Raw genomic sequence first — 11,633 nt, 5'->3', positions numbered from 1 at the left:
GCGCGGCCCGGCCCTAGCCCACGCCGGTGCCGTTCGTGCCGGTGGTGAAGGGGGCGAGCCATTCGGGGGTGACCTCGGCGGCGAAACGGACGCCCTGTTCCTCGCCCGTGTCGATCGCCGCGTAACCGCCGCTGCCCGCGCCGACCCCCGCGATCACGGTGAGCACTCCCGAGCGCCGCTGGAACCACGTCTGCCGGACCGTCCAGCCGACCACGGCCCGGCGCTCCACCACCGCCTGCGACCGAGGCAGGGAGCCCGAACGGACCGACAGCCGCGCGCCGTCGTAGGCGTGACCGAGGGAGTGGTAGCGGTCGAGCCCGAGCGGAACGCCGAGAGCCGCCACGACCAGCGCGAGCACGCCGATCCAGGACCAGCCGAGCAGGAAGGCGGCGACGGAGACGGCGACCCCCGGGGCGACGGCGCGGAAGAGCCTTCTCTGCCGTGCCTTCGGAGGGTGCGGCCGTAACTCGGCCTCCATCGGGCCGACCGCCTCGGCGGCGATCTTCATGGCGAAGCCTCGCGGTACGACGGGCAGCAACTGACCCCTCGTACGCGAGTCGCCGAGGCCGGTGACGATCGCCCACAGCCGCACGACCCGTGCCCGGCGCTCCAGGAGCCCCTGGGCGATCTCGTAGCCCCTGATCCTGCGGTGTTCGAGCGCCACGCTGCGCCGCGTGACCAGTCCTCGCTCGGCGACCAGGGAGGAGCCGCGGCGGCGGAGCGTGAAGTTCCAGTTGAAGACGGCGTACATGACGCCGCCCGCCACGGGCATGGCCATCACCAGCAGGAGCCCGGCAAGGACCAGCAGGATCGGCCGGTCCCACAGCCACTCGCCCAAGGTGATCGCGACACGTTCGCTGACGCCGAACTCGCTGCCCCACTGGAACGCCAGCCCGACCGCACCACCCAGCAGGGCGAACGGTGTGAGCAGGAAGGCTCCCGACAGCGGCCCGTACAGGAGCCAGTACCACGGCACCCGCACGTAGACCCGCTCCTCCACGGCGGCGCTGCTGGTGGTGGTATGCGTGGCGGAGGAGGCGGGCCCGGCCCCGGCTCCCGCCGTCTCGGCGTGACCCTCCTGCCGGACGTTTCCGGTGCGGCGGAGGAGGATGTGCCGCAACCGCTCGGCCTCGGGGAGCGGAACGCCGTCCAGCTCGCCTTCCTGCTTGCCGCCGCCGCTCGCTCCGGTGTCGATGCGGATGACGGCGAGGCTGAAGAGCCGGTGGAGGGGCGGTGTCGTGACGTCCACACCCCTGACGCGTTCGAGGGGGATGGTCCTGACCGAACGGCTGACCAGCGACCGGGTCAGCTCCAGCCGGTCGCCCACGATCTGGTAGGTGAACGTGGCCCAGCGCACCGCGGCGTACCCGACCGAGCCCACGACCGCCAGCATCGCCCACACGAACGACGACAGCGAGAAGCCGCCCACGAACAGCACACCCACCAGGGGCAGGACCAGCGAGGGAAGCATGCGCACCGGGTCGATCAGCAGCACGAGCGGGCTGAGCCGCGACGGCGCGACCGCCCCGCTCCCGAAGGCTCCGGACGGCCCTCCTCCCACCGGCCCACCCTCCGGCGGACCTTCTCCCGCGGACCCGCTTCCTGAGACTCCGGACGGCTCTCGTCCCACCGGCCCACTTCCTGAGACCCCGGACGAACCTTCTCCCGCAGGCCCACTCCCCCAGGCGGCGGGGAGCCCTTCTCCCGCCGGTCCAGCGGGAGCGCCGGAGTCCTCGGTCATGTCGCGTCGTCCCTGAGCTCGTGGGCCCGGTGGGCGAGGTCTTCGGCCAGGCGCGCGGCCACGCCGACGTCCAGGCCCTTGATCGAGGAGGACCCGGCGTACGAGGCCGTGCGGATCTCCACCGTGGCGAGGCCGAGGAGACGCTCGAACCAGCCCTGCTCCTTGTCGACCGTCTGGATGCGGCTTACAGGGATGAAGACCCACTGCCGGCTCAGCCAACCCGAGCGCGCGTAGACGACGTCTCCCGAGAGCTCCCAGCGGTGGACGGCATAGCGCCACAGCGGCTCGATGACCACGAACGGAAGCTCCACGACGGCTATCGCTCCCGGCAGCCACCAGATGTTCCCCGAGAGCCAGGAGGGCACCCATGACCAGCCGGACCCGTCGATCCACGAAGCCACCAGGGCCGACCCTCCGACCAGCAGGAGGAAACCGATCAGCGCCTCCAGCAGCCACAGTGTGATCGCGCGGCGCGATACCCGGTGGGCGGGGTCACGCAGGGGAGCAGGCACGCCCCCAGCCTAACTAGATCGCCACCCCCACCATCACCGCCATCGATCCGATTCCACTCCCCCGGGGTGGCCGGTGTCAGCGGTTTGTCAGTGGACGGGCGGGCTTCGGGAGGCGGCCTCAAAGAAATGTCAGTGGCGTAAGCCACACTCGGAGCCAGTCACTCGGACCGCGAGCCGAGCGTGACCCCAGCCCGTTAACTGAGGAGTCGAAGCTATGCGATATGCGGTCCAGGCTGAAGGTCTGGTGAAGCACTACGGCGAGACGCGCGCCCTCGACGGTGTCGATCTCGTCGTCCCCGAGGGGCGCCTGCTCGGAGTTCTCGGGCCGAACGGGGCGGGGAAGACCACCGCTGTGCGGATCCTCGCCACCCTGCTCCGGCCCGACGGCGGCCGCGCGACCGTCGGAGGTTTCGACGTCGCCAAGGACGCCCACAGGGTGCGCTCGCTGATCGGCCTCACCGGGCAGTACGCCGCGGTCGACGAGACGCTCACCGGCGTTGAGAACCTCGTGATGATCGGCCGGCTGCTCGGCCTGTCCCGTCCCGCGTCCAGGCAGCGGGCGAGCGAGCTGCTGTCGCGGTTCGACCTGACCGACGCCGGAGGCCGAGCCGCCAAGACGTTCTCAGGCGGCATGCGCCGCAGGCTCGACCTCGCGGCGAGCCTGGTCGGGAGGCCGCAGGTCCTGTTCCTCGACGAGCCGACGACCGGTCTCGACCCGCGCAGCCGCACCGACCTGTGGGACGTCGTGCGCGGCCTGATGGCCGACGGCGTCACCGTGCTCCTCACCACGCAGTATCTCCAGGAGGCCGACGAGCTGGCCGACGACATCGTGGTGTTCGACCACGGCCGGGTCATCGCCTCGGGCACCTCCGACGAGCTGAAGGCCACCACGGGCGCCCAGGTGCTCCAGGTGCGGCCCATGCGCGCCGACCATCTCGATCTGGTGGGCGACGTCATCACCGACGTCATCGGCGACCGCCCCGACCTGACCGGCGGCCAGGCAACGGTCAACATCAAGGATCCCACGGTGGTCCCCGCGATCGTGCGCCGCCTCGACGATCTCGGGGTGGTGGCGGCCGAGCTGAGCCTGCGCAAGTCCAGCCTCGACGAGGTGTTCCTGGCCCTCACCGGCCACCGCGCCGAAGACCAGACCTCCGTGGAGGAGACCAAGGAGAAGGAGGAGGTGCCCGCATGACCACGCTGACCGCGCCCGCGCCCGCCATCCCGGGCCGCATCGGCCCCGCCACCGCGCTGCGGCACACCATGACGCTCGCCTGGCGGAGCCTGGTGCAGATCAAGCACAACCCGATGGAGCTGCTCGACCTGTCGGTGCAGCCCATCATGTTCCTGCTGCTGTTCACCTACGTCTTCGGCGGCGCGATCTCCGGGTCCACCACCGACTACCTGCAGTTCTCGCTGCCCGGCCTGGTCGTGCAGAACATGCTGTTCGCCACGCTGACGACGGCCATCGGGTTGAGCACCGACATCACCAAGGGAGTGTTCGACCGGCTGCGCAGCCTTCCGATCGCCCGCTCCGCGCCGCTCGCCGGCCGCATCGTCGCCGACACGCTGAAGCAGGTGTGGGCCTTCGCCCTGTTCGTCGGCCTCGGCGCCGTGCTCGGCTTCCGGATCCACACCGGGGTCGCCGGGGTGGTGGGCGCGCTCGCGCTGCTGCTGGGATTCGCCCTGGCGATGTCCTGGCTGTCGGTGCTCATCGGCCTCATCGCCTCCGAGCCCGAGAAGGTGCAGATCATCGCGTTCTCGGTGATGATGCCGCTCACCTTCACCTCCAACGCCTTCGTCCCCACCAACACGTTGCCCGGGTGGCTGCAGAAGTGGGTGGACGTCAACCCGGTCACCCATCTGGCCGACGCCGTCCGAGGCCTTCTCAGCGGGGGTCCGGTCGCGAGCCACGCGACGATCTCGCTGATCTGGGCCCTCGGCATCGCCCTGGTCTTCGCCCCCCTGTCCCTGCGCGCCTTCCGCTCCCGCGGCTGAGACGTTCGCAAATGGGCGCGCCCGCCGTGTTTCACCCAGACCACGATCTCGTCTCGTGGCATGGGTGGTACGCCCTCCGGCGAGATTGGCGTCGTCGTCCCGGCCAGGGGTGGGACCGCCCTCCGGCAAAGGCTGGGCGACGCGATCTTGTCGGGTGGGACTAGCTTTCGGCGAGGGTGGCGATCTTGTTGGGGAGCGTCGAGCGGCGGCCTCGGCGGCGTCGCCGTGTGCGAGGGCCGTACGGCCGGCGGTGACGAGCCCGGCGAAGCGGTGGGCGTCGACCTGATCCGGAGATATAACCAACCGGTAACCTGACGTCTCCGCGATCACCAGCCCCCGGCCCAGAGTCGCGCGGAGACGGGAGACCAGAGCCTGCAGCGCGTTGCCGACCGCGCTCGGCGGATCGGTCTCCCACACCCCCGAGACCAGGACGTCGAAAGGCACCGTTCGTCCGGGGCTGAGCAGCAGCAACGCGAGGAGCGCTCGCAGCCTTCTGCCGCCGATCTCAAGGCGTGCGCCGTCGCGACGGACTTCCAGCGGGCCGAGCACGCCGAAGCTCACGCGCGTGTCCGACTTCGCGCCATCCATGCCTCGATTGTGGCCGATTAACGGACTTCCCGGCGCCGCTCATTCGGGCGATGGGGTCAGCGCACCCCTCAGATCCGCGTAGCATCAGCGGGCATGGGGCAGCCGAGAAAGTCCGTGCGCGTTGGGCGCACGGGACGCAGCGGACTCATCGCCGCGGCCGCGGCGGTCGTCGCGGTGGCGTCGGCGGGCTGCGGCATCGTGGGCGTCGGTTCACAGGCCGAGAGGCCGCTGGACGGGCTCAGCGTTTCCAGCCCCCGGTTCCGTGACGGGGCGCCCCTCCCCACCGAGTACTCCTGCACGGGAAAGGTCGGGAACCCGCCCCTGAGGTGGTCGGGTGTGCCGCAGAAGGAGACCAGGTCGATCGCATTGGTGATCGACGCGAACAACGCGCAGGGTGAGGCGGAGGTGCACTGGGTGCTGTTCGACATCGACCCTCTCACCACCGAGCTCGCGCAGAACAGCGTGCCCAGAGGCGCCGTGCAGGGCATGACGTCGAGCGGCAAGGCGGGCTACTCGCCCCCGTGCCGGCCCGATGACACCTATCGTTTCAGTGTCTACGCGCTCGACACCAAGATCGAGCGCAAGGAGGGCGCCGCTCTCCGCGAGACTCTGGAGGACATCGCCCGGCACACGATCGCCCGGGGACGCCTCTCGGCGGCCCACATCGAGTGACATGCTGAGCACCAGAGGTAGTTATGGATACCAGTTCTTCTCGTAGGGTGTGACAACGGTCATAGTGGTCGGACAGAATCAGATGCAATCCCGGAGCGCAGGTGGACAACGGGGGAAGGTCGCGTCGATGGCCGCGCGATCTCACCAGCGCCACTGGAAGGCCATGGCCATGAAGGTGGTGCAATGATCGCGGTCATTTTTGGCCTCGTCGCCGTCGTGCTACTCGTCCTGGTGGTCGTGGCACTCGGCATGCGGTCGATGAACCGCCGGGAGAGCAATCTGCCTCCTGAGCGGCTGCGCAAGATGGCCGAGCAGGCGGAGGATCCGACCGCCAAACGCCCCGGGCGTCCCGCCGAGGAGACGTTCTTCGAGAGCTTCCCCGAGGGCTTCGACGCCTTCCAGGAGCCCGAACGGGCGACCGCACGCCTGCGCCCGGGCAACGGAAGGCCCGCCTCCCGTCCCGCAGGGCGCCCCGGCGGCCGTCCGGCTCCCCGTGGCAAGCAGGCAGCCTCCTCCCGTGGCCGCCGCGGCGTCGACGAGTGGGGCGACGCCGACGACTACGACGACGACTACTGGAGCCGCGTCCGCGCCGACGACGGCGCTTTCGGTGGCACCATCGCGGCTCGCATGGGAGCGAGCCGCCCCGACGTCTCCTCTCCGTCCAACTCCGCGCCCTCTTCCGCCAAGGCCGCCGCCCCCAAGGACCCCAAGGAGAAGGAAGAGGGCGTCGACGCGAACGCCGCCACCGTCCAGGCTCCCCTTCCCGCCCGGCCGGCCGGCCTCGCCGACCTGGTGGAACCCTCGCGGAACACCACGCCCGCCGCCGCGGCGTCCGATCGCACCGTCACCTTCTCCGCCCCCGTTCCCCAGACGCCCGCCGCGTCGACGGCTGACGTGCTCGGCGCGATCGGCGCCCCGCAGCCGTCCTCCCGCAGCCGTCGCGGCTCCCGGCCCGACCCCGCCGACCCACTGGGCGTCGCCGACTCGCGCGCCAAGCCCCGCCGTCGCTCCGACGCGGGCGCCGACCCGGCCCGCACCGCCCCCGGCCGCGGCGCCGAGTCCCGGCGCACCGACACCAGGCGCGGCGGCTCCGGCAGGAGCGCCGAGCCCGGACGTGCCGACACCGGCCGCCCCGCCACCCCCGTACGGCCCGACGCGGCCCGCGCCGACGCCTCGCGTGCCGGCACGGACCCGTTCCCGGCGGGCCGGTCCGCCGCGGGCGCGCCTCACGACCCGCTGTCCGGCCCCCTCGCCACCGGCCCGCTCGCCGCCGCCCCGCATCCGACCGGCTCGCTCGCGGGCGATCCGCTGTCCAGCGGCGCCCTTTCCAGCGGCGCGCTCTCCGGCGGCCCCGCGTCCGGTGGCTCGGCGTTCAAGGGGCCTCGCTCCGGCGGCTCCCGTCCGGCCGGTCCCCTCGACGCTCCTCACAGCGCGACGGGCCCCTTCGAAGCCGGCCTCTCCTCGACCGGCTCGTACGAGACCCCCCGCGCGGCGGGCGTCTCCCGCGGCTCCGGGTCCTTCCCGGCCGCGGCGTCGTACGACCCCCTCGGCCCCGCCCCCGCGGGTCCCGGGGCGACCGGCGACTTCCCGGCCGGGGGCTCCTGGCCGGCGCAGCCCGCCTACCCCGCGACCGGCTCCTACGACATCCTCGACGAGCCGACCCCGGCCTCCGGCTCGTCCCAGGAGACGTGGACGGCGGCCGACTACCAGCTGCCCACCTACGACGGGTACTCCTCCCGCGAGGGCTACGCCGCCGCCCCGTCCGCTCCTCCCGCCTCACCGGCGCCTTCCTACGAGGTGCGCCCGGGCTGGGCCACGATCGACGACTCCGACTCGGTGAACGGGCCGACCCCCGCGACCGGCCTGCAGGCGGGGCCGTCCCGCGCGGTCCCGGCGTACGAGACGCCCACCGGGCGCGACCTGCCGCCCACGGGCGGCGACTCCCCGGCCGGGCCTGGTCAGGGGTACGGCGGCTACGCGGCGCCGGGCGCGTCGACGCCCGCCTGGCCTCAGCCGACGCAGAACACCGGGGGAAGCTGGCCCTCGTACGGCGAGCTCTACGGAAGCGGCGCGAACGGCGGCCTCGCGGCCGACCAGCCGACGCAGAACACCCAGTCATCGCAGACCACCCAGTCGTCGCAGGCGTCGCCCGGACGCGGCGGCCACCGCCGACCGGCCGAGACGGACTATCCCGACTACTACCGCTGATCGATCAGTGTTGTCCCGTCATATATAAAACGCGGCGGCCAAAGGCTTAACCGACCGGCCGTCGCGTCGTATGGTCGGCTCATGACTGGGGACACGCAAAGTAGCCGTTCCAGGACCGAGCGTATTACCTCGGTGCTCAGGCACGACCTTCCGGCCTCGCTGGTGGTCTTCCTGGTCGCCGTACCCCTCTCCCTCGGCATAGCGGTGACCAGCGGGGCGCCGCTCATCGCCGGCCTGATAGCCGCCGTGGTCGGCGGCCTGGTGGCCGGGCCGCTCGGCGGGTCGGCCGTCCAGGTCAGCGGGCCCGCGGCCGGGCTCGCGCTCGTCGTGGGCGAGCTCGTGCGGACGTACGGCTGGCGGGCCACCTGCATGATCACTCTGGCCGCCGGGGTGCTGCAGCTCGTGCTGGGCGCGTTCAAGGTGGCCAGGACGGCGCTCGCCGTCTCTCCGGCGGTGGTCCACGGCATGCTCGCGGGCGTCGGCGTGGTCATCGCCCTGTCGCAGCTCCACGTGGTGCTCGGCGGGCAGCCGCAGAGGTCGGCCGTGGAGAACCTCATCGAGCTGCCGAACCAGATCGTGCACAACCACAACCACGCCGTGGCGGTCGGCGTGCTCACCATCACGGTGCTGCTGCTGTGGCCCCGCCTGCCCCGGGTCAACGTGTTGCCGGCTCCGCTCGCGGCGCTGACCATCGCCGCGGCGACGGCCGGGGTGTTCGGCTGGGACATCGCGCGGGCCGACCTGTCCAAGGGCTTCAGCGAGTGGGCGGCGCCGGCCATGCCGGTCGGCGACTGGCACGGCATCGCCGGGGCCGTGCTGCTGGTCGCGCTGCTTGCCGGCGTCGAGTCCCTGCTGTGCTCGGTGGCGGCCGACCGGCTGCACGACGGCCCGCGCGCCGACCTCGACCGCGAGCTGACGGGGCAGGGCATGGCCAACCTGGTGTCCGGGGCCCTCGGCGGCCTGCCGGTCGCCGGGGTGGTCGTCCGTACGACGACCAACGTCAAGGCCGGGGCGCGCAGCCGGTGGTCGACCATCCTGCACGGCGTGTGGGTGCTGCTGTTCGCCGTCTGCTTCGGCTGGATGGTCACGCTGATCCCGATGGAGGCCCTCGCGGCCCTCCTCGTCTTCATCGGCATCCGCATGGTGAACCTCGGCACGGTGCGCGGCCTGCACGGGCAGGGCGAGCTGCCGGTCTACATCCTGACCATGGGCGCCGTCGTCGTCATCGGCCTCGCCGAGGGGGTGCTGATCGGCCTCGGCCTCGCCGCGCTGTCGGCGCTGCGCCGCCTGACCAGGGTGTCGGTCCAGGTGCGCCTGGAGCCGGACGACCGCTGGCACGTCGTGGTGACCGGCTCGCTCACCTTCGTGGGCGTGCCACGCCTCACCGACAACCTCCGGGCGATCCCGGCGGGCGCCGCGGTCGACCTCGACCTCAACGTGGACTTCATGGACAACGCCGCCTTCGAGGCGTTGCACGGCTGGCGCCTGGAGCACGAGCGCACGGGCGGCACCATCACCATCGACGAGATCCACGACGAGTGGTACACCTCGGCGGCGGGCGGCACCCGCGCCTCCACGGCCAAGACGCCGCCCCGTGCCCCCGAGCGCTGGTGGCTCCCCCGGGCCTACCGGCGCGGCGGGCCGCTGTCCAGCATCCCGGTACGCCACGGCGGCGTGTGGGTGCCCTCGCGGGCAGGGCGGGACGAGCCCGCCAGGCGCTCGGACGCCGTGCCCGACCTGCTCGCCGGCGCCCTGGACTTCCAGCGGAGCACGGCGCCTCTGGTGCGGCCGTTCCTCAACCGCATGGCACGCAGTCAGGAGCCCTCGCACCTGTTCATCACCTGTGCGGACTCCCGCGTGGTGCCCAACCTGATCACCGCGAGCGGCCCCGGCGACCTGTTCACGGTGCGCAACGTCGGCAACCTCGTGCCGAGGTACGGCGCCTCTCCCTCGGACGACTCCCTCGTCGCGGCCCTCGAGTACGCCACCACCGCGCTGGATGTCCGGACCATCACGGTCTGCGGGCACTCGCGATGCGGGGCGATGGCGGCCGTGCTCAGCGCCGGGGAGCAGACCGGTGGCCTGCCGGGGCTGGGACGCTGGCTGCGCCATGGCGACCACACGCTCGCGCGTTACGTCCTGTCCGACAGCACCGGCGAGGACGAGGGGCCGCTCGACAGGCTGTGCAGGGTTAATGTGGCTCAGCAGCTCGACAACCTCCGCACGTACCCCTCGGTGGCCCGGTTGGAGGCGTCGGGGCAGCTGCAGCTGGTCGGCCTCTACTTCGACATCGGGGCGGCGCGCGTACACGTGCTCGACAGTGAAGGCTTCACCCCGGTGGCCGGAGTCCGCTCTTGACGCGCTCCCCGGCATGAATGCCGGAGATTCTCGCCCGTGCCGCATGGGTTCATGCGGCACCTCGGTGGCTTCCTGCTTCGTCGGCTGGTGCCACCGTGAACGGTGGTCTTACCCGGCCTCCACCGGGACGGCTTGCGCCGTCCCGCCCACGGATGTGGGAGGCGTTTAGCCTCTCCGCCCGTCCGGCGGCGAGGATGTTCACAGCGGCGTTGACGTCCCGGTCATGCACCGCACCACAGGCACAGGACCATTCCCGCACCCCGAGCGGCATCGAGGTGGCGATCACCCCGCACGCCGAACACAGTTTCGAGGAGGGGAACCAGCGGTCGATCCGCACGAACACCCGACCGTACAGCTTCGCCTTGTACTCCAGCATGGCCACGAACGCCGACCACCCGGCATCATGCACGCTCATGGCCAGCCTGGTCCGCGCCAGCCCCCGCACCGCCAAGTCCTCCACATAGATCGCTTGGTTATCGCGAACTATCGCCGTGGACAGCTGGTGATGGAACTCGCGGCGCGCATCCGCGACCCCCGCGTGCGCCCGGGCGACCTTCGACCGGGCCTTGGCCCGGTTACTCGACCCCTTCTCCTTACGCGACAGCGCCTTTTGCAGCTTCTTCAGTTTCTTCCCGGCCCGCCGCAGGAACCGGGGAGAGCTGATCTTCCGGCCGTCTGAGAGAACGGCGAAGTGCCCCAGCCCCAGGTCGATCCCGACCTCGGCGTCGACTACCGGGAGCGGCTGTGCGGTGACCTCGACCACGAACGACGCGTGATACCGGCCCGCCGCGTCCTTGATCACGGTCACGCTGGACGGGGCGGCGGGCAGGTCCCGCGACCAGCGCACCGGCACATCCCCGATCTTCGGCAGCCGCAACCGCCCCGCCTCGGTGACGCAGAAGCGGGCGTTGCGGGTGAACCGGATCGCCTGCCGATGGTCTTTGCGGGACCGGAACCGGGGAGCGCCCACCCTGGGCCCCTTCCGCTTGCCGCTGATCGAGGCGAAGAAGTTGCGAAACGCCGTCGTGCAGTCGGCCAGCGCCTGCTGCAGCACCACCACCGACACCTCACCCAACCACGCCCGGTCAGCACGCGTCTTGCCCGCCGTGATCACCCGCACCGAAAGCTCGGCATCGGTCACGAACGGCGACCCCTGCTCGTAAGCCTGGGTGCGGATCGCCAACGCGTCGTTGAACACCACCCGCGCGCACCCGAACGCCCGCGCCAGCGCGACACGCTGACCCGGCGTCGGATCGATGCGAAAGGAGTAACGAAGCCGCATAGGGGAAAGTGTGCCAGCCCATCCACGATTATTCGCATGAGTGTGCGAGAACAGCCGAGAAACCTGGACACCAGATCAGCGCCATCCGCATACCCCGGCGAGCACCCCGGCAACAAGCGAAACCACACCCCCGATCCGTGGTCCTTATCCCTCACGCCTAGCGGGATCGAGCAGCAACGTGTCGGCGTACGGATTCCTGTGCAGAGCCAGGTACGGGTAAACGTGCAGAGGTGTGCGGCGTGTTGGTTGGCCCGGGGGGTTCATGATCGGGATG

General features: G+C 71.4%; 8 protein-coding genes and 1 pseudogene. 5 read left to right on the top strand and 4 right to left on the bottom strand.

Translation table 11 applies throughout. The features are described 5' to 3' along the window. Window positions 1-13 precede the first annotated feature (13 nt). Together ACGFIV_RS27470 and ACGFIV_RS27465 are read right to left on the bottom strand one after the other, a co-directional pair. Window positions 14-1,561, bottom strand: coding sequence for a PH domain-containing protein (locus ACGFIV_RS27470; protein WP_358559117.1), 1,548 nt, complete (start codon window positions 1,559-1,561; stop codon window positions 14-16). 176 nt (window positions 1,562-1,737) lie between these two features. Then, window positions 1,738-2,253 (bottom strand): PH domain-containing protein, encoded by a 516-nt coding sequence (locus tag ACGFIV_RS27465; protein ID WP_358559118.1) that lies wholly within the window; start codon window positions 2,251-2,253, stop codon window positions 1,738-1,740. A gap of 214 nt (window positions 2,254-2,467) precedes the next feature. On the opposite strand from ACGFIV_RS27465, the gene ACGFIV_RS27460 reads away from it, so the two are divergent. Further along, window positions 2,468-3,448, top strand: a complete 981-nt coding sequence (locus ACGFIV_RS27460) for an ATP-binding cassette domain-containing protein (protein ID WP_392838116.1) — start codon at window positions 2,468-2,470, stop codon at window positions 3,446-3,448. After that, the gene (locus ACGFIV_RS27455; protein ID WP_358559122.1) at window positions 3,445-4,251 is read left to right on the top strand and encodes an ABC transporter permease; all 807 of its coding nucleotides are present in this window, start codon (window positions 3,445-3,447) and stop codon (window positions 4,249-4,251) included. Before ACGFIV_RS27460 ends, ACGFIV_RS27455 begins: the two co-directional genes overlap by 4 nt. A 318-nt stretch (window positions 4,252-4,569) precedes the next feature. On the opposite strand, the pseudogene ACGFIV_RS27450 reads toward ACGFIV_RS27455, so the two are convergent. Continuing rightward, window positions 4,570-4,839 (bottom strand): annotated as a pseudogene (locus tag ACGFIV_RS27450) (winged helix-turn-helix domain-containing protein); the annotation flags it as partial. Window positions 4,840-4,932: 93 nt separating this feature from the next. On the opposite strand from ACGFIV_RS27450, the gene ACGFIV_RS27445 reads away from it, so the two are divergent. From ACGFIV_RS27445 to ACGFIV_RS27435, 3 genes are all read left to right on the top strand, one after another. Further along, a complete protein-coding gene (locus tag ACGFIV_RS27445; RefSeq protein ID WP_392838115.1) occupies window positions 4,933-5,511 on the top strand; it encodes a YbhB/YbcL family Raf kinase inhibitor-like protein in 579 nt (192 codons plus the stop codon). A 183-nt stretch (window positions 5,512-5,694) separates the two neighbouring features. After that, entirely contained in the window at window positions 5,695-7,719 is a 2,025-nt protein-coding gene (locus tag ACGFIV_RS27440) for a hypothetical protein (protein ID WP_392838114.1), read from the top strand. 81 nt (window positions 7,720-7,800) lie between these two features. Then, entirely contained in the window at window positions 7,801-10,077 is a 2,277-nt protein-coding gene (locus ACGFIV_RS27435; protein WP_358557479.1) for a bifunctional SulP family inorganic anion transporter/carbonic anhydrase, read from the top strand. A gap of 49 nt (window positions 10,078-10,126) precedes the next feature. Here the strand turns inward: ACGFIV_RS27435 and ACGFIV_RS27430 are convergent, their stop codons facing one another. Continuing rightward, window positions 10,127-11,359, bottom strand: a complete 1,233-nt coding sequence (locus tag ACGFIV_RS27430; protein WP_392838113.1) for an RNA-guided endonuclease InsQ/TnpB family protein — start codon at window positions 11,357-11,359, stop codon at window positions 10,127-10,129. Window positions 11,360-11,633: the final 274 nt, after the last annotated feature.

This window comes from Sphaerisporangium sp. NPDC049003 (assembly GCF_043197795.1).
In the GTDB taxonomy this organism is placed as follows: Bacteria; Actinomycetota; Actinomycetes; order Streptosporangiales; family Streptosporangiaceae; genus Sphaerisporangium.
This window is presented reverse-complemented; position numbering and strand designations above follow the sequence as displayed.

Bases quoted from the DNA above. Each gene is read 5' to 3' on its own strand.
- ACGFIV_RS27430 (WP_392838113.1), bottom strand. From the start codon at position 11,359: ATGCGGCTTCGTTACTCCTTTCGCATCGATCCGACGCCGGGTCAGCGT.
- ACGFIV_RS27435 (WP_358557479.1), top strand. From the start codon at position 7,801: ATGACTGGGGACACGCAAAGTAGCCGTTCCAGGACCGAGCGTATTACC.
- ACGFIV_RS27460 (WP_392838116.1), top strand. From the start codon at position 2,468: ATGCGATATGCGGTCCAGGCTGAAGGTCTGGTGAAGCACTACGGCGAG.
- ACGFIV_RS27455 (WP_358559122.1), top strand. From the start codon at position 3,445: ATGACCACGCTGACCGCGCCCGCGCCCGCCATCCCGGGCCGCATCGGC.
- ACGFIV_RS27445 (WP_392838115.1), top strand. From the start codon at position 4,933: ATGGGGCAGCCGAGAAAGTCCGTGCGCGTTGGGCGCACGGGACGCAGC.
- ACGFIV_RS27440 (WP_392838114.1), top strand. From the start codon at position 5,695: ATGATCGCGGTCATTTTTGGCCTCGTCGCCGTCGTGCTACTCGTCCTG.